The 23,699-nt window shown below is 71.6% G+C and carries 22 protein-coding genes; 8 read left to right on the forward strand and 14 right to left on the reverse strand.

Annotation, left to right across the window (positions count from 1 at the left end; translation table 11 throughout):
• The first annotated feature begins 109 nt into the window (after positions 1–109).
• The 5 genes from ACFV88_RS25710 (at position 110) to ACFV88_RS25730 (ending at position 3,189) form a co-directional block, all read left to right on the forward strand.
• Positions 110–331, forward strand: a complete 222-nt coding sequence (locus ACFV88_RS25710; RefSeq protein WP_385494248.1) for an MbtH family protein — start codon at positions 110–112, stop codon at positions 329–331.
• Positions 332–551: 220 nt separating this feature from the next.
• On the forward strand, positions 552–1,526 hold the full coding sequence (locus ACFV88_RS25715) for an ABC transporter ATP-binding protein (RefSeq protein WP_385494249.1): 975 nt from the start codon (positions 552–554) through the stop codon (positions 1,524–1,526).
• Entirely contained in the window at positions 1,523–2,374 is an 852-nt protein-coding gene (locus ACFV88_RS25720; protein WP_385494250.1) for an ABC transporter permease, read from the forward strand. Before ACFV88_RS25715 ends, ACFV88_RS25720 begins: the two co-directional genes overlap by 4 nt.
• A gap of 12 nt (positions 2,375–2,386) precedes the next feature.
• Positions 2,387–2,620 carry a helix-turn-helix transcriptional regulator gene (locus tag ACFV88_RS25725; RefSeq protein ID WP_385494251.1) on the forward strand — a complete coding sequence of 78 codons (234 nt, stop codon included), beginning with the start codon at positions 2,387–2,389 and terminating at the stop codon, positions 2,618–2,620.
• A 101-nt stretch (positions 2,621–2,721) separates the two neighbouring features.
• On the forward strand, positions 2,722–3,189 hold the full coding sequence (locus ACFV88_RS25730) for a putative immunity protein (RefSeq protein ID WP_385494252.1): 468 nt from the start codon (positions 2,722–2,724) through the stop codon (positions 3,187–3,189).
• 112 nt (positions 3,190–3,301) lie between these two features.
• On the opposite strand, the gene ACFV88_RS25735 is transcribed toward ACFV88_RS25730, so the two are convergent.
• Genes ACFV88_RS25735 through ACFV88_RS25750 form a run of 4 tightly spaced genes read right to left on the reverse strand, consistent with a single transcriptional unit; the run spans position 3,302 to position 6,822 of the window.
• The gene (locus tag ACFV88_RS25735) at positions 3,302–4,018 is read right to left on the reverse strand and encodes a tryptophan 2,3-dioxygenase family protein (protein ID WP_385494253.1); all 717 of its coding nucleotides are present in this window, start codon (positions 4,016–4,018) and stop codon (positions 3,302–3,304) included.
• A 1-nt stretch (position 4,019) separates the two neighbouring features.
• Entirely contained in the window at positions 4,020–5,273 is a 1,254-nt protein-coding gene (locus tag ACFV88_RS25740; protein WP_385494254.1) for a pyridoxal phosphate-dependent aminotransferase, read from the reverse strand.
• Between the two features lie 40 nt (positions 5,274–5,313).
• On the reverse strand, positions 5,314–6,060 hold the full coding sequence (locus ACFV88_RS25745; protein ID WP_385494255.1) for an SDR family NAD(P)-dependent oxidoreductase: 747 nt from the start codon (positions 6,058–6,060) through the stop codon (positions 5,314–5,316).
• A gap of 15 nt (positions 6,061–6,075) precedes the next feature.
• On the reverse strand, positions 6,076–6,822 hold the full coding sequence (locus ACFV88_RS25750) for a thioesterase II family protein (RefSeq protein ID WP_385494256.1): 747 nt from the start codon (positions 6,820–6,822) through the stop codon (positions 6,076–6,078).
• Between the two features lie 271 nt (positions 6,823–7,093).
• Here ACFV88_RS25750 and ACFV88_RS25755 point away from each other — a divergent pair, with 271 nt between their 5' ends.
• Positions 7,094–8,308 (forward strand): cytochrome P450, encoded by a 1,215-nt coding sequence (locus tag ACFV88_RS25755; RefSeq protein ID WP_385494257.1) that lies wholly within the window; start codon positions 7,094–7,096, stop codon positions 8,306–8,308.
• Positions 8,309–8,329: 21 nt separating this feature from the next.
• On the opposite strand, the gene ACFV88_RS25760 is transcribed toward ACFV88_RS25755, so the two are convergent.
• Entirely contained in the window at positions 8,330–10,111 is a 1,782-nt protein-coding gene (locus tag ACFV88_RS25760; protein ID WP_385494258.1) for a non-ribosomal peptide synthetase, read from the reverse strand.
• A gap of 202 nt (positions 10,112–10,313) precedes the next feature.
• On the opposite strand from ACFV88_RS25760, the gene ACFV88_RS25765 reads away from it, so the two are divergent.
• Positions 10,314–11,909 (forward strand): (2,3-dihydroxybenzoyl)adenylate synthase, encoded by a 1,596-nt coding sequence (locus tag ACFV88_RS25765; RefSeq protein WP_385494259.1) that lies wholly within the window; start codon positions 10,314–10,316, stop codon positions 11,907–11,909.
• 381 nt (positions 11,910–12,290) lie between these two features.
• Here ACFV88_RS25765 and ACFV88_RS25770 read toward each other — a convergent pair whose 3' ends face one another.
• The 3 genes from ACFV88_RS25770 to ACFV88_RS25780 form a co-directional block, all read right to left on the reverse strand.
• On the reverse strand, positions 12,291–12,728 hold the full coding sequence (locus ACFV88_RS25770) for a winged helix-turn-helix domain-containing protein (protein WP_385494260.1): 438 nt from the start codon (positions 12,726–12,728) through the stop codon (positions 12,291–12,293).
• Between the two features lie 219 nt (positions 12,729–12,947).
• Positions 12,948–13,613, reverse strand: a complete 666-nt coding sequence (locus ACFV88_RS25775; protein WP_385494261.1) for a winged helix-turn-helix transcriptional regulator — start codon at positions 13,611–13,613, stop codon at positions 12,948–12,950.
• 188 nt (positions 13,614–13,801) lie between these two features.
• Entirely contained in the window at positions 13,802–14,209 is a 408-nt protein-coding gene (locus tag ACFV88_RS25780; protein WP_385494262.1) for a hypothetical protein, read from the reverse strand.
• On the opposite strand from ACFV88_RS25780, the gene ACFV88_RS25785 reads away from it, so the two are divergent.
• Positions 14,208–15,725 carry a ricin-type beta-trefoil lectin domain protein gene (locus ACFV88_RS25785; protein WP_385494263.1) on the forward strand — a complete coding sequence of 506 codons (1,518 nt, stop codon included), beginning with the start codon at positions 14,208–14,210 and terminating at the stop codon, positions 15,723–15,725. The two genes, ACFV88_RS25780 and ACFV88_RS25785, sit on opposite strands and share 2 nt — an antisense overlap.
• A gap of 146 nt (positions 15,726–15,871) precedes the next feature.
• Here the strand turns inward: ACFV88_RS25785 and ACFV88_RS25790 are convergent, their stop codons facing one another.
• From ACFV88_RS25790 to ACFV88_RS25815, 6 genes are read right to left on the reverse strand one after another with little or no spacing between them, the layout of a single operon-like run.
• Positions 15,872–16,654: an ABC transporter ATP-binding protein gene (locus ACFV88_RS25790; RefSeq protein ID WP_385494264.1), complete on the reverse strand. Its 783-nt coding sequence runs from the start codon at positions 16,652–16,654 to the stop codon at positions 15,872–15,874.
• On the reverse strand, positions 16,651–17,715 hold the full coding sequence (locus ACFV88_RS25795; protein ID WP_385494265.1) for an ABC transporter ATP-binding protein: 1,065 nt from the start codon (positions 17,713–17,715) through the stop codon (positions 16,651–16,653). The genes ACFV88_RS25790 and ACFV88_RS25795 overlap by 4 nt, the downstream gene beginning before the upstream one ends.
• The gene (locus ACFV88_RS25800) at positions 17,712–18,719 is read right to left on the reverse strand and encodes an ABC transporter permease (protein WP_385494266.1); all 1,008 of its coding nucleotides are present in this window, start codon (positions 18,717–18,719) and stop codon (positions 17,712–17,714) included. The genes ACFV88_RS25795 and ACFV88_RS25800 overlap by 4 nt, the downstream gene beginning before the upstream one ends.
• Before the next feature lie 38 nt (positions 18,720–18,757).
• Positions 18,758–19,723 carry an ABC transporter permease gene (locus ACFV88_RS25805; protein WP_385494267.1) on the reverse strand — a complete coding sequence of 322 codons (966 nt, stop codon included), beginning with the start codon at positions 19,721–19,723 and terminating at the stop codon, positions 18,758–18,760.
• A gap of 15 nt (positions 19,724–19,738) precedes the next feature.
• Complete coding sequence (locus ACFV88_RS25810; protein ID WP_385494268.1) at positions 19,739–21,622, reverse strand: ABC transporter substrate-binding protein; 1,884 nt, start codon at positions 21,620–21,622, stop codon at positions 19,739–19,741.
• 15 nt (positions 21,623–21,637) lie between these two features.
• Entirely contained in the window at positions 21,638–23,632 is a 1,995-nt protein-coding gene (locus tag ACFV88_RS25815) for a S9 family peptidase (RefSeq protein ID WP_385494269.1), read from the reverse strand.
• Between the last annotated feature and the right edge of the window lie 67 nt (positions 23,633–23,699).

Raw genomic sequence — 23,699 nt, forward strand, 5'->3', positions numbered from 1 at the left:
CGTACCGCCCCGCGCGGGGCGGTGTGCGGACCGCGGGCCCGGGGCAGTGACCGGGACGCGGGGTTCCATCAGGAGTACCGACACCCAACCGAGTCTCTGGGAGGACCGGATGAGCACCAACCCGTTCGACGACGAGGACGGCCGTTTCCACGTGGTGGTCAACGACGAGGAGCAGTACTCGCTGTGGCCGACGTTCGCGGACATCCCCGCGGGCTGGCGGGCGGTCTTCGGCGAGGAGAGCCGCGCCGCGTGCCTGGCCTATGTCGATCAGCACTGGACGGACATGCGTCCGCGCAGTCTGCGGGAGGCGATGGCCGCGGACCAGGTCTGAGGGGCCGGGGGCCGCTCCGAGGTCCGGCCGGGCGCGGGGTGGGGCGGCGCCCCGCCCCGCGCGGCGTCCGCGGACCGCGGCGCCGTTCGTTCGTGTGACGGGCCGCCATCCGCCGGAGCGGAATGTTCCGGATGGCGCAGCGGATACACGATCAACTGTAGTATCCCTGCTACAAAAGACAGTTGAGGAACCATCAACATCGTGGAGGGAGAGGGGGAGCATGGCCCTGAACACCGCACCGGACGCGGTCCCCGGCGAGGTCAAGGAACCGCCCGACGGCGAAGCCGTCATCGAGACGCGCGGCCTGCGGATGCGCTACGGCACCACCGATGTGCTGACGGGTGTCGACCTGACGGTGCGCCGGGGCGAGGTACTGGCCCTGCTCGGGCCCAACGGAGCCGGCAAGACGACCACCATCGAGATCCTCGAAGGCTTCCGGCGGCGCTCCGCCGGGGAGGTCCGTGTCCTCGGCACCGACCCCGACGACGGCGACGAGGCGTGGCGCGCGCGACTGGGCGTCGTGCTCCAGTCCTGGCGCGACCACGCGAAGTGGCGGGTGGGCGAGCTCCTCGACCACTTCGGCCGCTATTACGCCCCCTACAGCTCCGAGGGCCGGGTCCGGCCGTACGACGCGGCCGAGCTGATGGACCTCGTCGGACTCACCGAACGCGCCGGTGCCCGGGTGGGCACCCTCTCGGGCGGGCAGCGCAGACGCCTCGACGTGGCCGTCGGCATCGTGGGCCGGCCGGATCTGCTGTTCCTGGACGAGCCGACGGCCGGATTCGACCCGCAGGCCCGTCAGGACTTCCACGACCTGGTGCACCGGCTCGCGGATCTGGAGGAGACGACCATCCTGCTCACCACCCACGACCTGGACGAGGCGGAGAAGCTCGCCGACCGGATCGTGATGCTGGCGGGCGGCCGGATCGTGGCCGACGGCAGCCCCGCCGAGCTCGCCCGCGAGGTGTCGAGCAAGGCCGAGGTGCGCTACAGCCGCGACGGCGAGCACTACGTGCACGCGGCGGACGACGCTACCGCGTACGTCCGCAGGCTGTTCGAGCAGTACGGCGACGCCGTCGGCGATCTGGAGGTGCGCCGGGCCAACCTGGAGGACGTCTACATGGCCCTGGTGCAGGAGTACGAGTCGGGGCAGCGCGCCGGTGTGCCGCCCCAGTTGCGGGAGGCGGCGTCGTGAATCCTGGTGCGGTGGCCCTGCGGGCCGGACTCCATCGCGGCTGGATCGAGTTCCGGCAGAACGTGAGCAACTCCCAGGACATCTGGGGCGCCGTGTTCCCCCCGGCCGTGTCGCTGGCGGTGATGTACATCCTGCGGGACAACACCGTGCCGGGCACCGACGCGTCCCTCGGCTCCCAGGCGGTCCCCGGCATCCTCGCGATGAATGCGATGCTCACCGGGCTCATGGGACTCGCCATCGCGCTGACGATGGACCGTGAGGACAGCACCCTGCTGCGGGCCAAGGCGGTACCGAACGGCGTGCTCGGCTATCTGACGGGCAAGGTCGTCAGCCGGGCCGCGGTGACCGCCGCGAGCCTGTTCGCCGTGCTGGTCCCCGCCTCGTTCCTGTTCGGCGGGCTCGAACTGGGCCGGGCCATGTCCTGGGTGACGCTGACCTGGGTCCTGGCGCTCGGGCTGTTCGCGACCCTGCCGCTCGGTGCGATCCTTGGTTCCCTGTTCAACAGCGCGCAGAGCATGAGCTTCACCACGCTGCCCCTGATGGGCCTGGTCGCGATCTCCGGGGTCTTCTACCCGATCAACGGATTCCCCGACTGGCTACAGTGGCTGGCACAGGTGTTCCCCGTGTACTGGCTCGCCCTGGGTCTGCGGTCCGCGCTGCTGCCCGACGAACTGGCCGCCGCCGAGATCGGGGAGTCCTGGCGGCACGCCGAGACACTCGGAGTGCTGGGTCTGTGGGCGGCTCTCGGGTTCCTGTTGGCGCCCGTCGTGCTGAGCCGGATGGCCCGGCGCGAGTCCGGTTCGAGCGTGGCCGCCCGCCGGGCGAAGGCCGAGCAACGACCGATGTGAAGCGAAGTGACCATGAGCGAGACGATCCACAACCGGATCACCATGCTGCGGGCCGAGCGCCGGATATCGCGCCGCGAACTGGCCGACGCCCTCAGCGTGCACTACCAGACCATCGGGTACCTCGAACGGGGCGAGTACAGCCCGAGTCTGCATCTCGCCCTGCGGATCGCGACGTACTTCGAGGTGCCCGTCGAGGTGGTCTTCTCCATCGAGCCGTTCCCCCGGCTGGGCAGCGAAGCGGTGTGAGCACACCGTCACGACACACCGGCCGCGCCCGGGACACGGCACGGTCGGACCGCACTGAGCCGGCAGGAGCCGGCAGGAGCCGGAAAGAGGTGTAATCAGGAATGCCGCTCGACAAGCAGGACCACACCGCGCTGACCCTCTGGGCCGTCGACTGCGCCGAACACGTGCTGGCGCACTTCGAGGCGGAGCGCCCCGACGACGACCGGCCGCGCAAGGCCGTGGAGGCCGGACGCGCCTGGGCCCGCGGGGAGATCACCATGGGCGCGGCGCGCACCGCCGCGTTCGCCTCGCACGCCGCGGCCCGTGAGGCCGGACAGGCCGCCGCCCGGGCGGCGGCGCGCGCCGCGGGCCACGCCGCGGCCACCGCGCACGTGCCCACCCACGCCCAGCACGCCGCGACCTACGCGGTGAACGCGGCGACGCACGCGGGGGCCGCCGTCCAGCTGTCCGCCGAGGGGGCCCCCGCGTACGCCGTGGCCCCGACCGATGCGGGCGCCACCGAACGCGCCTGGCAGGTCGGGCACCTCCCGGAGCATCTGCGCACCGCGGCCTTCCCCGCCAAGGGCTGACCCGTTCCTGGGCCGAGCACGAGCGCACCGAAACGGAACGCGGGAGGGGGCCAGTGGCGTTGTCGCCACTGGCCCCCTCCCCTGCGTCCCGGTCCCTCCCGCGCCCGCCGGGTCAGGACCGGGGACCCGCGGTGAACCTCTCGTGCAGTCGCGCCCGGGTCTCCCGCAGTTCCGGGAAGGGCACCGTGATCCGTCCGGCGAGGAAGGCCGCCCCGCTGGACCCCCCGGTGCCCGGCAGACTGCCCAGCAGCTTGGTCATCAGCACCAGATGCGCCACCTTCCAGCGCCAGTACGAGTTGGCGATGTCCAGCAGCGACTCACTGATCCGGTGATGGACCCCGGCGGCGGGCCCCAGCCCCGGCAGCTCCGCGAGCGGTATCCCCGCGTGGTCCAGCGCCGCGGTGAACGCCTCGTACAGCCTTCCCGGCCGCTGGTCGTCCCCCATCAGCTTGTCGAGCTGGCGGAACTGCGCGGACTCGGCGCCGCTCGCACTGTCCAGATGGGGCCGGAACTCGGCGAAGTGCCGCAGTGGGAGCCGTTCCAGGGCGACGAGCTGCCCGTAGAGCACCCACAGCAGTTCGTCGGCCCGGTGCAGATACTCGGCGCTCAGCTCGGCGGCGCCCTCCTCGAACCGGGATCCGAGGGTGTCGGCGGCGGCCTCCAGATCGGCGATGATCTGCTTGAGCCACAGCTCGCACGACTGATGGGCGACGATGAAGAAGTGCTCCGACAGGAGCACCGCCCGGTCCGCCGTGTCCGGGGTACGGGTCGCCTGGAGGGACAGCAGGGTGTTCAGCCCCAGGTAGTCGGAGTAGGTCAGACGGGCCATCTCAGCGCTCCATGTCACGGACGAAGTCGAGGAGGCGCGCCACCCCGGTCGACAGTGCCTCCGGGTCCACGCAGAAGGCGATCCGGATCAGACTCCGCGACCAGGGCGGGAAGGCGGTCGAGGTGATCCGGCCGAATTCGTCGAGTCCGGGGCGCATCGCGAACCCGGCGCCCGCGACCACGGCGACCTGGTGCGTGCTCAGTAGCCGTTCGGTGAACGTCTCCGCGTCCAGCCCGGTCCGCCCGATGTCCGCCATGGCGTACCAGCCGCCGGCCGGGAGCCCGCGGAGCAGGCCCGCTTCGACGAGCGGCGCCAGCGCGGTGTCCCGGTTGTGCCGGACCAGTTTGCGGTGCGTGTCGGCGGCGCCCGTCAGTCCCAGGGCGGTGACCCCCGCGTGCTGGACGGGTGCGGACGGTCCGATGATGCTCGCCTCCTGCACCACCCGCAGAGCCTTCGCGGTGCGCTCGTTCGCCGCGACGACGTACCCGAGCCGGTACCCGGTCATGGCCATGCTCTTGGAGAAGCTGTAGGTGCTGTGCACGATGCGGTCGGCGGGCGGCACCTCGCGTTCCAGTGACGCCAGCGCGACATGGGCGCCGTCGTAGACGTAGTGCTCGTACGCCTCGTCGCTGATGATCTGCCAGCCCTCCTGGCGGGCGACCCCGTACAGCTCGCCGAGGAGTGCCGCGTCGAGCACCACGCCTGTGGGGTTGGCCGGGGAGTTGACCAGCAGCACCCGGGTACGGGGCGAGGCAGCGGCGCGGACGCCTTCCGGGTCGGGCCGGAAGTGTTCGTCCAGCGGGTAGAAGACCGGCCGGAACCCGGCGAGCAGGGCCTGCTGGAGATGGACCGGCCAGTGCAGCTCCGGCAGCAGGATCTCCGCGCCCGGCTCCGCCAGGGTGTGCAGCAGTGCCGACAGGCCCTGGCAGGAACCCGGGGTGATGAAGACCCGCGACGGGTCGGTGTCGGCGCCGCCGGTCACCGCGAGCTTGTGGACCACCGCCTCCCGGAGCGCGAGCAGCCCCTCCACCTCGGTGTAGGAGGTGCGGCCCCCGCGTACGGCGTCCACCAGGGCCTCGGCCACGGCGGGCGGCGGCCCGAAATAGGGCTCCCCGACATGGAGTTTGATCACCTCGGTGCCGGCCCGTTCCGCGCGGTCGGCCGCGCGGAAGATGTCGTGCAGGCACGACGACGGGATCGTCGCCGCGACGGACGAGAGGCCCGGCTCCTCGGTCACTGGAATGTGCGCGCTCATGCCACCTCCACTTGAACGGACAACTTGGGATGTCGATCGGTCATGCCGTCCGGCCGCCGTCCACCGGCAGCAGCGCGCCGGTCGTCCAGCCGGACTGCTCCGGGTCCAGGAGGAAGCACACGGACCGGGCAATCTCGTGGCCCTCGCCGAAGCGGCCCATCGGGGTCGCGGCGAGGAGCGTGTCACGCAGCGCGGCGGTCTGTGCCGCGCTCATCCCCGCCTCGTGCCACATGGGGGTGTCGACGGGTCCGGGGAGTACCGCGTTGACCCGTACGTCGGGGGACAGTTCACGGGCCAGTGAGCGGGTGAGACTGTTCAGCGCCGCCTTGCTCGCCCCGTAGAACGACCGTCCGGGCATCGCGAGGACACCGCCCACCGACGACACGTTGACCACCGCGCCGCGCCGCGCCCGCAGTTCGGGCAGCGCGTGCCGTACGACCGCGGCGGGTGCCCGGACATGGAGCGCGAACATGGCGTCCAGATCCGCCGGGTCGGCGTCCTCCAGCCGGGCGAAACGGGCCGTACCGGCGTTGTTGACGACACCGTCCAGCCGTCCGTACCGCGCAACGGCGGCGTCGACCGCGCGGGCCGCGGCGCCGGGTTCGGTGAGGTCCTCGCCGACCACCAGCACGGGCCCGTCGATCAGGGCGGCCAGCTCCTTCAGCGGCTGCTCCCGGCGTCCGACGACGGTGAGGAGGGCGCCCCGTTCGGCGGCGAACCGGGCGATGTCCGCCCCGATCCCGGAGCCTGCCCCGGTGACGATGACCGATCTTCCGACGAGACCCATCGCGTACCCCTTCCGTCAGACACCCGTGCCCGCCATGGGCAGGACCGCCGTCACGGCGGCGGCGAGATCGGCGGTGCCGCCGACGTAGAAGTGCCCCCCGGGACGCACGTCCGTGACGAGTCGGCCCGAGGTGACCGCGGCCCACCCGGCGAGGTCCGCCGCGCCGACGAGCGGGTCGTCGGCGCCTCGGAAGGCGTCGACGGGGCAGTGCAGCCGTCCGGACGTGGGCCGGTACGTCTCGTGCGCGGTGACGTCGGAGCGCAGCGCCGGGAGCAGCAGTTCCCGCAGTTCGTGGTCGTCCTCCAGATCGGGGGCGACACCGCCGAGTCCGGCGACCGCCGACCACAGCTCGTCGTCCGGGGCCCGGTGGGTGCGTCCGCCCGCGGCCCCGGCAGGCGCCTTGCAGCCGGACACGCAGAGCCGGTGCGGGGCGTGTCCTGCGGCCTGGAGCGCGAGGGCGGTCTCGAAGGCGACGAGCGCGCCGAGGCTGTGGCCGAGCAGGACGGACGGCAGTGGTGCGAGGGCAAGGAGCTCCCCGGCGAGCGCGGCACTCATGGCGCGGACGTCGGGCACGGGGGGTTCGGCGAGCCGGTCGGCGCGGCCGGGGTACTGCGCGGCCAGCAGGTGCGTGCCGGGCGGGAGGGCGTCGGCCCAGGGCAGGAAGCCGCCCGCCGAGCCGCCGGAATGCGGGAAGCAGACCAGCCGGGCGGCGGGCGCCCGCGGTGTGTTCCCCAGTGTCCGCAACCATGTTCTGCGAGGCATTCTCAAGCGTCCCCCGATTTCTTCCGGCGCGTCCGGGTTCCGACGCGGGTTCTCCTTCCGGACCTCCGCTCCGGTAATGGCGAGAGTCCCACGGGTTTTCTCCACCCGCCGTCAATCTTTCCCCTATCAGTCAGTTCCGGGGCCGGGGTGAAAGACCTGGGCAAGGGTTTCCGTATTCGGCGAACGGTGGCGGTGACGATCCCGGGGACAGGCGCGGCGAAGCCGGGGTGTCGTGGGACAGGACCGGCACGATGAATAAGGAGAATCCCTTATGGAACTGCCGATTTCGCTCGTGCGCTCGCTCGATCTCACGGACCCGCTCACCTTCGCCCGGTACGATCCGCGCGATATCTGGCCGCAGGCGCGTCGGCACGCCCCGGTGTTCTGGCATGAGGCGAGGGACGGGAAGCCGGGGTTCTGGGTGGTGTCCCGGCACCGGGACGTGCAGGCCGCGTACAACGACGCGCAGGGGCTGGCGTCCGGCCGGGGGACGGTGCTGGACGTGCTGCTGCGCGGGAACGATCCGGCCGGCGGGAAGATGCTCGCCGTCACCGACCGGCCCCGGCACCGTCAGTTGCGCCGGCTGATGCTGCGGGCGTTCTCGCCCCGGGTGCTCGGCACGGTGGCGGCGGGGATCGCGGAGCGGACCTCGCGGCTGGTGGAGTCGTTCACCGGGGGCGGGGCGTTCGACTTCGCGGCCGAGGTCGCCGACCGGCTGCCGATGACGACGATCTGCGATCTGCTGTCGGTGCCGCGGGCCGACCGGGCGCAACTGCTGCGGTGGAACAAGATGGCGCTGTCGGCGCAGGCACCCGGGGACGACGGGCTGGACTCGCTCGGGGCGCGCAACGAGATCGTCCTGTACTTCATGGATCTGGCACTGGAGCGGCGGGCCGCGCCGGGCGACGACGTGATCAGCATGATGGCGACCGCGGACGTGGAGGGCGAGCGCCTCACGCCCGAGGAACTAGCACTCAACTGCTACAGCCTGATCCTGGGCGGCGACGAGTCGTCGCGGATGTCGTCACTGGTGGCGGTGCACGAACTGGCCGGGCATCCGAAGCAGTGGAGTGCGCTGCGCGACGGCGAGGTGCCGGTGGACACGGCGGTGGAGGAGGTGCTGCGCTGGGCCACCCCGGCGATGCACTTCGCGCGGACCGCGACCCGTGACCTGGACCTCGCGGGGCAGCCGGTCGCCAAGGGGGACATCGTCACCCTGTGGAACACCTCGGCCAACGACGACGAGACGGTGTTCACCGACCCCCGCTCCTTCGACCTGGCCCGCACCCCGAACAAGCACATCAGCTTCGGGCACGGCGCCCACTTCTGTGTCGGTGCGTATCTGGGGCGGGCCGGGCTCCGGGCGCTGCTGTCGTCGCTGGCGGCGACGGTCCGGGAGATCGAACCGCACGGGGAGCCGGAGCGGATCTACTCGACGTTCCTGTTCGGCTACCGGACGCTGCCGGTCGCGTTCACGCCCCGCTGACCGGTGCGGTCGGCGGGCCGCTCAGCCGGTGGTGGAGGGGGTTCCCGACTCCCTTACCCGGCGGGCCAGTTCCCGCAGGTCCTGGGCCTCGAAGATGGCGCGCATCGGTACGGTGACCGCCAGTTCGCGGCGGATGCGGCGGGCGAGATGGGCGGCGAGGACGGAGTGTCCGCCGAGGTCGAAGAAGTTGTCCCCGGGACGGGCCGCGGGCACCGCGAGGATCTCCGCGACCAGCCCGCACACCGTGCCCTCCACTCCCCCGCCGTCGTCCGGGGCGGGCGCGTCGCCGTCCTCGCGGGGGCCGTCGGCGGGAGCGGTGGCCGCCGGGGCCGCGTCCTTCAGTGCGGACCGGTCGATCTTGCCGTTGACGGTGGTGGGGAACCGGTCGAGTGCGACCACGACGGAGGGCACCATGTGCTCGGGCAGCGCCTCGGCCACATGACGGCGCAGCGCGGCGGGCGAGATGTCGGCGCCGTCGGCGGCGGTGACGTACGCGACGATCCGCGCGTCGCCGAGTCCGCCCTCGACGGCGGCGACGGCGAGGCCCACCGACGGATGGCCGGTCAGCCGGGTCTCGATCTCGCCGAGTTCCACCCGGAAGCCGCGGACCTTGACCTGGCCGTCGGCACGACCGCCGAAGAACAGCTCGCCGTCGGCGCGGCGCCGTCCCAGGTCGCCCGTGCGGTACATCAGCCCGCCGGCGGGTCCGAAGGGGTCGGGGAGGAACTTCAGGGCGGTGGCACCGGGGCTGCCGAGGTAGCCGCGGGCGAGTCCGCTGCCGGCCACGTACAGCTCCCCGTCCGTGCCGTCGGGGACCGGGGCGAGCCGTGCGTCGAGGACCCTGACCTGGTTGCCGGTCCAGGGGGTACCGATCCCGGTCTCGTCCTCGCCGGTGAGGGGACCCGCCACGGTGGCGCCGACGGTCACCTCGGTCGGCCCGTAGCCGTTGAACATCCGTCTGCCGCGTGACCATTCGCGGACGAGGGCGCCGGTGCAGGTGTCCCCGGTGGACATGACGGTGCCGCCGAGCAGCACCTCGTCGCTGTCGGTGACGCTGAGGGCCACCGGGGGCAGGACCGCGTGGGTCACGTCGTGGCGCAGCAGGGTGGCCTTCAGCGGCTCGCCGGGCAGCAGGTCGTCCGCGTCGGCCAGCACCAGCGCGGCGCCGGAGAGCAGTCCGAGGGTCAGGTCCCAGAACGCCGCGTCGAAGCTGATCGACGCCCACTGCAGGACCCGGTCGCCGGGGCCCGCGCCGACCGTCGCCGCTTGGGTGGCCACCATGTCGGCCACCCCGCTGTGTGGTACGGCGACCCCCTTGGGGACGCCCGTGGAACCGGAGGTGTAGATCACGTACATGAGGTGGTCGGGACGCAGCGGCGCGCGGCGGTCGGCGTCGGTGAGGTCGTGGGTCGGTTCGCCGGCGCAGCGGGCCGCGAACCCGGCTTCGTCGAGGACCAGTTCGGGAACGTTCCCGGACGGCACGTCCACGGTGTCCGCGCGCAGCAGGAGCCGGGGCCGCGCGTCGTCGAGCATGTGGGCGAGCCGTGGTGCCGGGTAGGCGGGGTCCAGCGGGAGGTACGCCCCGCCGGCCTTGAGGACGGCGAGGACGGCGGTGACCAGTTCGACGGACCTCGGTACGGCGATCGCGACGAGGGTGTCGGGTCCCACTCCCCGCGCGACCAGCCGCCGGGCCAGCTGGTTGGCGCGGGCGTTCAATTCCGGATAATCCACCGTGGTGTTGCGGAAGATGACGGCGGGTGCGTCACCCGATCGCGCGACGCTGGATTCGAATAGCTGGGGCACCGTCTTCACCGATCGGCCCTCTCGTTCGGGGAGTTCACGATTTCGCACCGCACCCGGTCATCATAGAAGTCCGCTCACGGTGATCGGTGGAAGATGAAAGAGGGGCGAAAGGCTGGGCGCGGGGATATCCGGCCGGGCGCACAATCACGGCAGCCGACCTGCCCGGTCGGGTGTGCGTCCTCCACCGAACGGGAGTGGAATCATGCTTGATGGCTGCGTACCATGGCCCGCCGAACTGTCCGAAGAATACCGCCGTGCGGGGTACTGGTCGGGCCGGCCGCTCGGTGAACTCCTCGCGGAGTCCTGCGCGGCCAACGCCGATCGGGTGGCAGTGGTGCACGGGGAACGCCGGGTGACGTACGGGGAACTCGGTGCGGCGTCGCTGGAGACGGCGGGCGGGCTGCTGGCGCTGGGGATCGGTCCGCTGGACCGGGTGGTGGTGCAGTTGCCCAACACCCCGGAGTTCGTGGTGGTGGTCCTGGCGCTGCTGCACGTGGGGGCGATACCGGTGCTGGCGCTGCCGGGTCACCGCAAGAGCGAGATCACGCATCTGTGCGGACACTCGGGGGCGGTCGCGTACGTGGTGAAGGACGTCCACGGGGGCTTCGACCACCGGGAGCTGGCTCGGGAGGTGCTCGCTGCGGTGCCGGGAGTGCGGCATGTGGTGGTGGACGGTGACGCGGCGGAGTTCACGGCGCTGGACTCGCTGCGCGCGGGGTCCGCGGACCTGCCGCGGGTCGATCCGTCGCAGCCCGCGCTGTTCCTGCTGTCGGGCGGGACGACGGGCCTGCCGAAGCTGATCCCCCGGACCCACGACGACTACGCGTACAACATGCTGGCCTGCGCGCGGGCGCTGGAAGTGGACGCCGGCAGCGTGTATTTGGCGGTGAACCCGGTGGCGCACAACGCGGCGCTCGGCTGTCCCGGTGTGCTGGGCACCCTGCTGGTGGGCGGCCGGGTGGTGATGGCCGGGGGGCTGCGGCCGGACGAGGCGTTCGCCCTGGTGCGGCGGGAGGGGGTCACCTTCACCACCCTCGTGCCGCCGCTGGTGCGGATGTGGGTGGAGGCGGCGCAGAAGAGCGGGGCGCGGATACCGGACGTGCTGCTCCAGGTGGGCAGTTCGAAGTTCAACCCGGCGGAGGCCGAGCGGGCGCGGAAGGTGCTGGACTGCCGCCTCAGCCAGTGGTTCGGGGTGGGCGAGGGGCTGCTGACGTACACCAGGATCACGGACGCGGACGAGGTGGTCCTGCACACCGAGGGCCGTCCGCTGGCGGACGCCGACGAGGTGCGGATAGCCGGACCCGCGGACGAGGAGCTGCCGCCGGGGCGGGAGGGCGAGTTGCTGGTGCGCGGTCCGTACACGATCCGCGGCTACTACCGGGCCCCGGAGCAGAACGCGCGGGCGTTCACCGACGACGGGTTCTTCCGGACGGGGGACCTGGCGGTGCGGCGGGCCGACGGCAACCTCGTGATCACGGGCCGGATCAAGGACGTCATCAACCGGGTCGGGGACAAGGTCCCGGCGGAGGAGGTCGAGCGGCATCTGCTGGCGCACCCGGGGATACGGGACGCGGCGGTCGTCGGGGTCGAGGACCCCGTACTCGGGGAGCGCTGCTACGCGTTCGTCGTGGGGCGCGGGGAGGAGCTGCGGGCCCCGGCGCTGAAGGCGTTCCTGCGCGGTTCGGGGCTCGCCACGTACAAGGTGCCGGACCGGATCGTGGTGTTGGACGCGTTCCCGCACACGGCGGTCGGCAAGGTCGACAAGGGTGCGCTGCGGGCGTCGGTGGCCCGGGGCTGATCCGGGCCGGGGCGGGGGCGGCGGTCATCTGGGCGCGCCGGCCCGGCCCGCGGCGAGCAACTCCAGGATGCTCCGATTCACCGGTCAGCGTGTGGAGGCGGTCCGGGACCCGGGTGAGCCGTTCCTGGGCGAGGACCCCGGGGCACTCGCCGCTCGGTGGTGTCCCCCGGCTGTCCCCCGTGACGACGCGGTGTCCGGCAGCCGTGAGTACGGGCACCTGGTACGGGTCCACACGCTGCCGCCCGCCCCCAGGCCCGTGATCATCAGTATCGGCGCGCGCGCTTCGCCGGGTCCCCGGGCCGGCGCGGGGACCCGGCAGGGTGGTCGTCGAAGCGGATGCGGACGCCGTCGAGGCGGGCGACGGGCACGGGCAGCTCCTCTCTAGACGCAGGTACGTTCCGGTTGGACCGACCGGTCCTGGGGTTCCAGCAGATATCCCTTGCCCCAGGCGGTGCGGATGGAGAGGTGGACCGGGTCGAGGCGGCGGCGCAGCCGCATGATGTGCAGGTCCAGGGAGTTGCGGGTGGGGTTGCACTCCGCGGCGCCCGCCAGCCGCCGACGCAGTTCGTCGCGGTGGACCACGGCTTCGAAGCGCTCGACGAACAGGGCCATCAGTTCGGTCTGGGTGGTGGAGATGCTCACGGACCGGGTGGCGTAGTAGAGCGTTCCCGAGGCGTCCAGGACGGGGGTCCGGCGGCTGGTCGCGCGGTGCCGCAGGGCGGCGACCCGGGCATCCAGGTCGATACGGGATATCGGCGCGCGTACCCAGTCCTCGTGCGGATCGCTGCAGAGCGGGGGTTCCGCGCCGCCCTCCACCACGAGCAGACAGGGAATTCCCTCTCTTTTGCAGTGGTCGCGTAAGTTCGCCTGGGCGGGCCAGCGCACGAATCTGACACTACTGTTGGAGTTCCTGAACACCAAAGCTCCCCAGGGCAGCTCTCCGATCACGGCCACGGAACACTAGCAAGCCCGCCAATCCCGGACAAGAAGTGTTCGGGGCAGCCGGACCGCGTTCGGCGCATTACCTTCGCCGACGAATTAGCCGGTCCCTTCCGGTGCGGTGTCCAAGACTTCGGACGGGGCATCTGACGACGCGTCGGAGGAAGGGGCGGGCGGTGGTGGTCCGGCCGCCTCGTGCTCGGTGTCCTGTCGACGGGACGCCCCGCCGGCACGCCGGCCGGAGTAGCGGGCCCGCAGGGGTGCGCTCGCGGCGGGCCCGGCGGTGAAGACGTGGTGCGCGGTGTCGACGCGCAGACCGGTGGCCCGGTCGACGACGACGGGTTCGACCTCGCGGCCGGTGCGCGCGTCGACCAGGATCATGCTGCGGTCCTGCGGTGGCAGCCGCTCGTTCACCCAGGCGGCCATGGCCAGCAGCAACGGCCGCAGGGCGCGTCCGGGGCCGGTCAGCAGGTACTCGTGCGCCTCCTGTGTCCGGGGCTCCGACGGGCCGGAGTCGGTGCGACCGGAGCCGTCCGGGCCGGGCCGCGGGTCCTGCCCCGGGCAGGGACGGCGGGTCATGAGTCCCTGCCGCACGAGGGTGTCGAGCCGGGTGGCCAGTACGTCGGGCGGGGTGCCCAGACTGGCCCGGAACTCCTCGGGACGGGTGAGTCCGTCGAAAGCGTCGTGCAGCAGTTCCAGTGTCCACCAGTCCCCGATGTGTTCGACGGTCGCCGCCAGTGGGCAGTCCTTGATCCGGGCCTTCATATCCTCTCCCTCTGAATGCCGTGCTTTCCGGTGGAACGATCCGGCCGTGAATTTTGCCAGGTGTTCCGTTGCGGCACCACACTAATCTCCGGAACCCGGCAGGAAAATGACGCAGGCACTCGGGGAAAGAGCTGCCGGGTACGAGAATGGGGCTGGGCCTATTGATCCGAAACGACTTGGGTTCGCGCTTATTGACCTTGCGTGAGCGATCCGGTAGGGGATGCACGGACCTGGTCGCCGGACACGCAGGAGCCGTGAACCAGGCCGGGCAGGTCGCTCGCCGCCCAGCGTCCGGTGCCGGTGACGTCGGGCACCCCGCCCGCCCACGGGCCGCCGTCGCGCGAGGTGCGGACGGAGCGGATCTCCACGAAGGTGACGAGGCCGGCGCCTTGGACATCCGGCCCGACGGCGATGACGCCGACCACGACCGCGCTCGGGGCCGCTCGATCCGCGATCGCGAAACCGACCGGGCAAGACGGCACGTAACAAGGCGTCAGGGCTTTCGGCCCAGCCGTATGGATGGCGTAAGGGACCAGGAAACCATCGATTTCGGGGTCTAACGTCCATCCTTTCGAGCAGAAAGATGCACCTGACATGAAACCCCTCTCCCGTCTGAGGAGCGCCCTGGCCTGCGGGGTCGCCGCGGTCGTCGTCGCCTCCGGCCTGACCGTGTCGCCGGTCCTGACCGCGCCGGCCCAGGCCGCGCCGACGCCGTTCCCCGTGGACAAGACCTGTGGGACCCCGGCCGTGCCGGGCGGTGGCAACTGCATGACCTCGCTGATCGGTGCCTCCTTCGACGTGATCAAGGGCATGCGCAAGGCGGCCAACCTCAACAAGCTGACCAACGCGGAGTTCACCCAGGGCACCGCGGCGAAGCTGAGCGAGAAGTTCCCGGGGTTCAACGTCATGGTGTTCAAGTCCGTGGGCACCGCCCTGTACGACACCGAGTGGTTCCACAACGAGCACAAGGCCGACATGAAGGGGGTGCTGCTCGACACCACCTACAAGCTCAACCACTTCATGGACCAGGAGAAGAAGGAACCCTCCGGCTACGACGTCTTCAGGATCTGGGTCTTCCAGGGGGACTCCACGTTCCGCAACCGGGGTGACGGCGGCTACATGAACTGGGCGTTCGTCGGCCACGACAGCGACACCGTCAAGAAGGAGCCGTGGACCTGCCGGGCGAAGACCGCGCGGCCCTACAAGTGCGACGGAGACGTGCGCACCATCCACTTCCCCGCGCGGTCCGGCCACGGCAGCAGGACCGGCAGCCTGACCCCGGACTCCAGCGCCCCCGGCTACCGGGCCTGCCTGGACGTCAGCGGCAACGGCACCGCGAACGGAACCCCCGTGCAGCTGTGGGAGTGCAACGGCGGCAACGCGCAGAAGTGGACCTACAACGGCTACAAGCTCCGCGCGGCCAACGGTAAATGTCTGGACCTGGCGGGCAACAACACCGCGAACGGGACGAAGCTCCAGGTCTGGGACTGCCTGGAGATCCCCGGTCAGCGCTGGCACATGTCGCACAGCGGCAGCCTGCGGAGCATGTCGCACCAGGAGGACCGGTCCAAGGACGTCTGCGTCGACGCCCTGTACGGCCGGACCGGCAACGGCAGCACGGTGGCGGCCTGGGCCTGCGGCTCCGAGACCAACCGGGACGCGCCCAACCAGAACTGGGCCTGGGGCGGCAACATCCCCTCCAAGCCGACGAACCCGACCACACCCGGCAACGGCGCCGACGCGCATCTGAAGCTCTCCAACGGGCTGGGCGCCGTCCCGACCGGCGGTTCCGCCGGCGCAGCGGTCGTCCCCGGGATCCGGGGCGGCAACGAATCCAAGTGGAAGGTCGCCTCGGCGGGCGGCGGCCGTTACCGGATCACCAGCTCCCACGGCTTGGAACTCACCAAGAACTCCGGCAGCTACCTGGCCGAACTACAGCCGTGGAGCAACTCCTCCAGGCAGAAGTGGGAGTTCGTCGACCTCGGTAGCGGCAAGTACCGGATCCAGATCTCCGACGACGACTGCCTCACCCACCACTCCGACTTCAAGCAGCTCGGGGTGTGGACCTGCAAGGGTGGTTCGAAGCAGGAGTGGTCCCTCCAGCTCCGCTGATCAGCACCTCTGAGCAGAACCTGCCCGAGCAGGACCGAGAGGCCCTGTTGTCCGTTGCGTACGCGGGTGCGGCTGTCGGCTTGGGCCCGCCCGCCCCGATCGTCCTGCACCCGCACCGCAACGCTGCCGACCGCCGCGCGGGGACGTCAGCCGCGCGGCGCCGGCACCGCCGCCAGCAGTTCGCGGGTGTACGGGTGCCGTGGTGCCCCGAGGACCTGCTCGACTTCGCCGTACTCGACCAGCTCGCCGAGGTGCAGGACGGCCACCCGGTCGCAGAGGGCCCAGGCAAGCCCCACGTCGTGGGTGATGAACAGCAGTCCGATGCCCTCGTCGCGGCGCAGCTCGGCAAGGAGTCCCAGGACTTGAGAGCGGATGGAGACGTCCAGCGCGGAGACGGGTTCGTCGCAGATCAGGGCCTCGGGACCGAGTGCGACGGCGGCGGCGATCACCACTCTCTGGCGCTGGCCGCCCGAGAGCTGGTGCGGGTAGCGGTGCCAGTAGCGGTCGACCGGGGCCAGCCCGCAGCGTTCCATGGCGGCGACCGCGAGGGCGGTGCGCTCCTCCCCCGGCGTGCCGATGCCGTGGACGTCCAGCCCTTCGAGTACCTGCGCGCCCACGGTCCGGCGGGGGTTGAGGGACTGATAGGGATCCTGGAAGATCATCTGAACTCTGCGCCGGAAGTCCCGGCCGCGGCGCCCCGTGAGCGGCTCGCCGCGGAACCGCAGACTTCCTCCGCCGGGCCGCTGGAGCCCCATCAGGGTCCGGCCCAGGGTGGACTTGCCGCTTCCGGAGGCCCCCACCAGGCCGAGGATCTCGCCCTCGGCCCAGCTGAGGTCCACACCGCGGAGTGCGTGGACGGGCTCGCCCCGGCCGGGGAAGGTCACGCCGAGGCCCTCGGCCTCGAAGAGCGGATGGGCGGTGGCGGTCATCGGGACGTCTCCGGGTTCGTGACGGGCCAGAGCAGGAGATGGCAGCGGACGGTGCGGTCCGCCCCGCCCGGGTCGCCGGCGGCCGGCGGAGCGGAGGCGCGGCACCTGTCCTCCGCCCGGTCACAGCGAGGGGCGAACGCACAGCCGGGTTCGGGCGCGGCCGGGTCGGGGGGTGAGCCGGGGATCGGCGGCGGCAGTTCGCGCGGGCCTCCCACCGTGGGGAAGGAGGCGAGCAGCCGCTGGGTGTAGGGGTGTTCGGGCGCTCCGTACACCTGATCCACGGTGCCGGTCTCCACGACCCGTCCGGCGTACATCACCGCGATCCGGTCGCAGGTTTCGGCGAGGACGGACAGATCGTGGGTGATCAGCAGTACCGAGAGGTCGAGTTCGCGGCGCAGCTCGTCCAGGAGTTCCAGGATCCGGCGCTGGGTGATCACATCCAGCGCGGTGGTCGGCTCGTCGCCGATGACCAGATCGGGTTCGCAGGCGAGGGCGAGCGCGATCATGAGGCGCTGCCGCTGTCCGCCGGAGAACTCGTGCGGGTACGAGCGGATCCGGAGCGGGTCGAGCCGTACCTGTTCGAAGAGTTCACGCACCCGGGCGGTGACCGCGGTCCGGTCCAGCGCGGGACGGTGCAACCGGACGGCCTCACCGATCTGCTCGCCCACCCGCATCACCGGGTCCAGCGCGTTCATGGCCCCCTGGAACACCATGGAGACGCGCCGCCAGCGCACGGCCCGCATACCGCGTGGCGACAGGGTGTGCAGCGGACGCGGCCCCCGCCCCGAGTCGAGGTGCATCTCACCGGCGGTGCGCACCAGGCCGTCGGGCAACAGGCCCAACAGCGCCAGCGCGGTCGTCGTCTTGCCGCAGCCGGATTCCCCGGCGAGCCCCAGGGCCTCGCCACGGCGCAGCTCGAAGCCGACGGAGTCGACGATCCTGGCGGTGGGCAGGTCCCGGCGGACGACCGTGAGGTCGCGGACCGAGAGCAGCGGAGGGTCGGTCGGGGACGGGGCGGGGGCGGTCATCGGACCGCCGTCCTTGCTGCGGGTGTCGCTCATCGCTGCTCCCTCAGGCGTGGGTCGACGCGGCTCTCGATGGCGTGGCCGAGCAGGGAGAACCCCAGCACGACCAGGGTGATGCCCAGACCGGGGGCGAGGAAGTAGCCCCAGGCCCCGGTGCTCATCGCCCCGGCTTCCTGAGCGGACTGGAGCATCCCGCCCCAGGAGAAGCGGTCGGGGTCGCCGAGGCCGAGATAGGACAGGGTCGATTCGGTGAGTACCGCCAGCGCCACGTAGACCACGGCGTTGGCGAGGACCAGCGGCGCCACGTTCGGCAGGATCTGGGTGCGGATCACCCGCAGCTGTCCGGCGCCCAGCACCACGGAGCGTTCCACGAAGGCCCGGTGTTTGAGCGAGAGCACCTCGGCGCGGACGATCCGTGAGGTCCCCGCCCAGCCGAACAGTCCGATGACCATGATCAGTACGGTGGTCCGGCCGAGCGGGAGGTGTGCGGCGCGGTTTCCGAGCAGGCTGGCCGCGAGCACGGTCACCGGGATCATCGGCAGGACGAGGAACCAGTCGTTGAGGATGCCGAGGATCCGGTCGGTCCACCCGCCGAACCAGCCCGCCGCTATGCCCACGGCGGTGCCGATGACGGAAGAGACCAGCGCGGCGGTGAAGCCGACCAGCATGGTGTCCTGTGCGCCGAGGAGCAGTTGGGACAGCAGGTCGCGGCCGTTCTCGTCGGTGCCGAGCCAGTGCGCCGCGCTCGGGTCGGCGAGGATCGCGGACGAGAAGGAGCCGGCCGCCCTGGGGTCCTGCGGGGCCAGCCAGGGGGCGAGCGCGGCGATCAGCGCGAACGCGGTGAGCAGTCCGGCGCCGATCGCTCCGCGCCGGTCCCGCAGTACGCCCCGGACGGCTCCGGCGGCGCGGGCGCACCGCCCGCTCCGTCCCTCGCCGAGCAGCCGCCGGGCGGTCGCACGGTGCTCGTCGGTCGCGGCGAGGCCGGCCCCTCCCGGTGTTTCCCGCTCCATCCGGCCCTCCCGCACTCGGTCCTCCTCCATCCGCCGCTTTCTCTCGCGTCCGTTCTCCATGAGCGGTGTCACTTCCGGATCCGGGGGTCGAGCCTGCTGTAGAGCAGATCGGTGGCCAGGTTCATCGCGATCACCAGGGCGGAGGAGAGCAGGAACAGGCCCTGCAGCATCGGGTAGTCCTTGCCGTTGATGGCCTCCATGGTCAGCAGGCCGAGGCCGGGCCAGGAGAACAGGGCTTCCACGGTGATCGCCCCGCCGAGCACGAAGCCGAGGTTGAGACCGATCACGGTGACCACGGGCAGCATGGCGTTGCGGACGATGTGCCGGCCGCGGACCTGGCGCGGGGCGAGACCGATGGCCCGTGCGGTCAATACGTAGTCCTCGCGCATCGTGTCCACCACCGCGCTGCGCATGTTGACCGCGTACTGGGCGAGTAGGCCCAGGGTGAGTGTGGCGACCGGCAGAACGGCGTGCCGGGCCACGTCCCGGGCGTGGGCCCAGCCGGTGGCGGTCGATCCCGGGGTCGAGGCGAGGCCGGTGGGCAGCAGCTGCCACCACTGGGAGAAGACCGCGATCAGCACCATGCCCAGCCAGAAGCTCGGCATGGAGTAGAGCACCACCGCGCCCTGGGTGAGCACGGTGTCGCGGGTCCGGCCGCGTTTCCAGGCGGCGAGCAGGCCGATCCACGGCCCCAGCAGCGAGGCGAGCACGGTGGCGAGCCCGGCCACGATCAGGGTGTTGGGCAGGGCGTTCAGCAACTCCTCGGCGACGGAACGGTTGGTGATGAAGGAGGTGCCGAGGTCGCCGGTGAGGGTGTCCCGGAGATAGCGGGTGAACTGGACCCATTCGCTCTCGTCCAGCCCGCGCTGCTGGATCAGAGCGGTCTGCGCCGCCTCCGTGAGGTGCGGATTGCGGGCCAGGTCGTGCTTGGGGTCGCCCATGGCGCGGAAGATCACGAAATTGAGCACCAGGACGAAGGCGAGGGTGCCCAGCGCGGTCAGGACGCGGCCGGTGAGGCGGCGGAAGGTCGTCATCTCGTCGCTCCCGCGCTACTCGTCGGTCCAGTCGCGGACCTCGGCCGGGGCCGATCCGCGCCGGCGGCCGAACAGATAGCCGGCTCCGGCCGCGACCAGGGCGACAGCCAGCCAGGCCGGTGTGCTCATGGCCGCCGCAGGTGCCGCCGCGGCGGTGACGGTGCCCGGCGCAGGACCGGCCCGCAGCGACGTCAGCTGGAGCCAGTTGGCACCGAACGGCGATCCCGCGCCGGTGGCGGGGGAGGGTTGGTGGGCGTGCCAGGTGTCGTTGCGGGTGAGCATGATCCTCACCGCGAAGACGGTGGGGACGTAGGGCAGATCGGTGAGGGCGATGCGCTGGGCCTCGTGCATGGCGGCGACCCGTCGCGGCATGTCCATGGAACGCACCGCGCTCAGTGAGGCCCGGTCGTAGGCGGGGTTGGAGTAGTACGAGTCGGACCAGGAGTTGCCGGTCCGCAGCACCTCCAGGTTGAGGTCGGGGGTGCCGATGTCACCACTCCACGCCCAGTAGAAGGCGTCGTAGCTCGGGGCGTAGCGGCCCTTCTTGGAGCCCGGGTTGTAGATGGTGTTGTTGAGAGCGTCCTCGGTCACCACGGTCATGGTGATGGCGATGCCGATCTGGGAGGCCCAGGCCCGGATCCGGCGGACGGCGTTCTGGTCCTGGGAGGAGGTGGAGCGGACCAGCATCTCGAACTCGGCCTTGACCCCGTTTCTGACGCAGGGGGTGGTGTCGCACCGCCAGCCACCGGCCCTGAGGATCTCGCGGGCTCTGGCCGGGTCGTATCCGTAGCCGACCTCCGGGTCCTCGGCGAAGCTCCGGTAGTACGACGAGTAGTAAGGGGAGATCAGGCCGTCGGCGGGTGGGTTCTGCCCGGCGTAGATGGTCCGGGAGAGGTTCTCGCGGTCGATTCCCCAGGCGAGCGCCTTGCGGATGGCCGGGTTCTGGACGACGGCGGTACGGACGTTCTTCGCCGGCCGGGTGCAGGAGCCGGCTCCGCCGGGCGGGCAGGAGTTGAAGGCGATTTCGGAGTAGCCGGGTGACGGCGCCGTCCAGACGGTGATGTCCTTGTCCTTCTTGAGTTTGTTGACCCAGCTGCTGTCGCCGTCCGCGATCATGTCCAGGCTGCCCAGCTTGATGTCCCGCAGCGCGGCCTGGCTGCTCTGGTAGTGGACGAACAGCACGCGCTTCACCTCTGGGCGGTCTCCCCGGAAGCGCGGATTGGTGTCGAGGACGGTGGTGCCGTTCTTCTGGTACGAGGTGATCCGGAAGGGCGCGGTGGTCACCGCCGGCAGGGGTATGCGCATCTTGTCCAGCGAGGCCACCGGGTGGCGGGCGAAGACGTGTCTGGGCAGGATCGGCACGGAGGCGGATTCCAGCCGGGCGTCCGGTTCGGAGAGCCGGAACACCACGGTGAGCGGGTCGGGCGCGGTGATCTTCTTGACGTTGGTGACGTAGCCGCGCAGCACATTGGTCTGGTTGGCCATCACCGCCTGATAGGTCCACTGGACATCGGCGCTGGTCAGTGGCTTGCCGTCGGACCAGGTGACACCGGGGCGGAGCCGGAAGGTCCAGGTGCGGCCGTCCTTCGAGGTCCGGTAGGACCGGGCGAGGGAGTTGTCGAGGTCCGGGCGGCCGTCCGCGGTGCGGTAGTTGAGGAGCATGTCGTAGGCGGTGAGGCTGACCGAGTTGGAGATGACGTTCTGCTGCCCGAAGGGGTTGACGCTGTCGATCGGCTGGGCGTGGCCGATGCGGTGGTCACCGCTGCCGACGGAGGCGCGGACCGAGTCCGGTGCGGTGGCCGGCGCCGGCGCGGCGGCGGTGAGGGCGAGGGAGGTCGCCGTGGCGAGGGCGACGAGTGGCGCGGCCCGGCGGGTGCGCTGACGGTTCCTGCGAAGCATGGCGCGCGGGCCTTTCTAGGGATGGTCGAGGGGAAGGTGGGTCCGGAACCAGTCCAGGAGCCGTTCATGGCGGTCGAGCCGCCGGTCGAAGCGCCCGTTGCCCTGGTAGAGGTGGCTGGATTCGGGATAGAGCACGTAGCGGACGGTTCTGCCGAGTCGCCGCAGCGCGAGGAACAGTTGCTCGTTGTCGGCGGCCGGGCAGCGCAGATCGTCCTCGGCCTGGAGCATCAGCAGGGGGGTGCGGATCCGGGAGGCCAGCCGCAGCGGGGACGCCTCCCAGAGGCGGGCCGCGCCCTCGTCGTCCAGCGGGTCGCCCATGCCGGAGGCCGTGCCGTAGGAGGGGCCGATGTCGCAGTTCGCCCAGGCGGAGACCTGGTTGCTGACGCCGTTCTCGGCGACGGCGGCGGCAAAGCGATCGCCGGTGGCCACCAGCCAGTGCGTCAGGAAACCGCCGTAGGAGAGCCCGCAGACCCCGAGCCGGCCCGGGGTCGCCCTGCCCGTGGCGATCAGGTGGTCCACCACGGCATGGACGTCCTCCGCGTCGGCCCGCCCCCAGGCCCCGTGCAGGCCGGCGACCCAGGCGCTGCCGCGGTCGGTGGAGCCGCGCGGATTGGGCAGCGCCACCCGGTAGCCGGCGCCGGCCAGCAGCAGTGCCTCGATGTTCGGCAGCGGCCCCCACTGATTGGTGGGTCCGCCGTGCAGGGACACCACGGTGGGCAGTGGGTCGGACGGGTCCGAGCCGGGGGGATGCAGCAGATGGACGGTGACCGGCCCGGCCGGCCCGGGCGCCTCCAGGCGCTCCATGACGGGCGGCTCCCAGTCGTCCAGCCACGCGGAGCCGAGGGTGGTGAGCCTGCGGACGGTGCCGTCCGCGTCCAGCGCATGGACCTCGGGGGCGGCGATCGGCCCGGCGGGCACCAGGACGGCGACGGTCAGCGGACCGTGCCGCGCCAGTGAGCCGACGACGGTACCGGGCCCGGCCAACGGCTCCCCGGTGATGAGGTCGTAGGGGCGTACGCCGCCGTCATGGGCGACCCCGGTCGCCTCGGCGCAGTCCTCGGCCTCGGTCCACCAGTCGTGCAGATCGCTCTCCCCGCCCAGCGCCCCGACCCACTGATCGCCGCACCGCGGCAGGAGATGAACGGGACGGTCCGCCGCCGGGTCGACGTGGAACGCCTGCGGAGGGTCCTGGTCCCTCGGATCGGGCCGGGTCCGACCGATGACGGTGAGTGTGCCGTCGGCGCGCACATGGTGGCGGACCACACCGCCGGCCAGCGCGGTGACCGGGCGCAATGCCCCGTCGGGCGTCACCGCATGCACCTGTGGGCAGGGGACGAGGTCCGCTTCGGGGCCGGGGTCGGCGAGGACGTACACCGTGCCGTCCGGGCCGGTGCGCGGCCGTGCGACCGAGCGGGGGCCCGCGGTGAGCCGCCGGGCCGCGCCCGTGGTCTCCACTCGGTGCACCTGGCGGGGATGGAGCAGCAGCCCCTCGCCGTCGAGGCGCCAGCCGGCGCGCTCCAGCACCCGGCAGGTCGGCTCGCCGTCCGTGCTGTCCGCGGAGCCCTGCTCGTCAGTGCGGTAGGGGGTGTCCTCGCGCCGCTCCTCGGGCGCCCGCGCGTCCTCGGCGAGGACGGCGAGCCAGGTGCCGTCCGGGCCCCAGTCGAAATCCTGGACCCCCCGGGGGAAGTCCGTCACCCGCCGGGGCGCCGAGGTCCCCGCCGGTGCCAACAGATACAACTGCCCGTCCCGGAGGAAGGCCAGACTCCGCCCGTCCGGGGAGAAACGGGGCCGGGTGTCGCACCACGGGCCGTCCGTCAGCGGGCGGGCCGGACCCCCGGCGTACGGCACCGCCCACAGGCCGATCCGGTCCCGTCCGCCGACGACCGTGCGGCAGGTGAACACGACCAGCCCGTCCTCGGCGCAGGAGTGCACGGCCAGGTGTCCGATCGCCACCTGGGTGTGCAGTCGCCCCGGAGTGAACCGCCGGCGCGACCGGGTGGATATGCCCATCCGTGCGCTCCTTCCCTCGGTTTGTCGTTGGGTGGCGCACAGCTTGCCAGTACTTCTATTTTCAGAC

The organism is Streptomyces sp. NPDC059816, assembly GCF_042732055.1.
Lineage (GTDB): Bacteria > Actinomycetota > Actinomycetes > Streptomycetales > Streptomycetaceae > Streptomyces.

Bases quoted from the DNA above. Each gene is read 5' to 3' on its own strand.
- ACFV88_RS25710 (WP_385494248.1), top strand. From the start codon at position 110: ATGAGCACCAACCCGTTCGACGACGAGGACGGCCGTTTCCACGTGGTG.
- ACFV88_RS25715 (WP_385494249.1), top strand. From the start codon at position 552: ATGGCCCTGAACACCGCACCGGACGCGGTCCCCGGCGAGGTCAAGGAA.
- ACFV88_RS25725 (WP_385494251.1), top strand. From the start codon at position 2,387: ATGAGCGAGACGATCCACAACCGGATCACCATGCTGCGGGCCGAGCGC.
- ACFV88_RS25730 (WP_385494252.1), top strand. From the start codon at position 2,722: ATGCCGCTCGACAAGCAGGACCACACCGCGCTGACCCTCTGGGCCGTC.
- ACFV88_RS25735 (WP_385494253.1), bottom strand. From the start codon at position 4,018: ATGGCCCGTCTGACCTACTCCGACTACCTGGGGCTGAACACCCTGCTG.
- ACFV88_RS25740 (WP_385494254.1), bottom strand. From the start codon at position 5,273: ATGAGCGCGCACATTCCAGTGACCGAGGAGCCGGGCCTCTCGTCCGTC.
- ACFV88_RS25745 (WP_385494255.1), bottom strand. From the start codon at position 6,060: ATGGGTCTCGTCGGAAGATCGGTCATCGTCACCGGGGCAGGCTCCGGG.
- ACFV88_RS25750 (WP_385494256.1), bottom strand. From the start codon at position 6,822: ATGCCTCGCAGAACATGGTTGCGGACACTGGGGAACACACCGCGGGCG.
- ACFV88_RS25755 (WP_385494257.1), top strand. From the start codon at position 7,094: ATGGAACTGCCGATTTCGCTCGTGCGCTCGCTCGATCTCACGGACCCG.
- ACFV88_RS25765 (WP_385494259.1), top strand. From the start codon at position 10,314: ATGCTTGATGGCTGCGTACCATGGCCCGCCGAACTGTCCGAAGAATAC.
- ACFV88_RS25775 (WP_385494261.1), bottom strand. From the start codon at position 13,613: ATGAAGGCCCGGATCAAGGACTGCCCACTGGCGGCGACCGTCGAACAC.
- ACFV88_RS25785 (WP_385494263.1), top strand. From the start codon at position 14,208: ATGAAACCCCTCTCCCGTCTGAGGAGCGCCCTGGCCTGCGGGGTCGCC.
- ACFV88_RS25780 (WP_385494262.1), bottom strand. From the start codon at position 14,209: ATGTCAGGTGCATCTTTCTGCTCGAAAGGATGGACGTTAGACCCCGAA.
- ACFV88_RS25790 (WP_385494264.1), bottom strand. From the start codon at position 16,654: ATGACCGCCACCGCCCATCCGCTCTTCGAGGCCGAGGGCCTCGGCGTG.
- ACFV88_RS25795 (WP_385494265.1), bottom strand. From the start codon at position 17,715: ATGAGCGACACCCGCAGCAAGGACGGCGGTCCGATGACCGCCCCCGCC.
- ACFV88_RS25800 (WP_385494266.1), bottom strand. From the start codon at position 18,719: ATGGAGGAGGACCGAGTGCGGGAGGGCCGGATGGAGCGGGAAACACCG.
- ACFV88_RS25805 (WP_385494267.1), bottom strand. From the start codon at position 19,723: ATGACGACCTTCCGCCGCCTCACCGGCCGCGTCCTGACCGCGCTGGGC.
- ACFV88_RS25810 (WP_385494268.1), bottom strand. From the start codon at position 21,622: ATGCTTCGCAGGAACCGTCAGCGCACCCGCCGGGCCGCGCCACTCGTC.
- ACFV88_RS25815 (WP_385494269.1), bottom strand. From the start codon at position 23,632: ATGGGCATATCCACCCGGTCGCGCCGGCGGTTCACTCCGGGGCGACTG.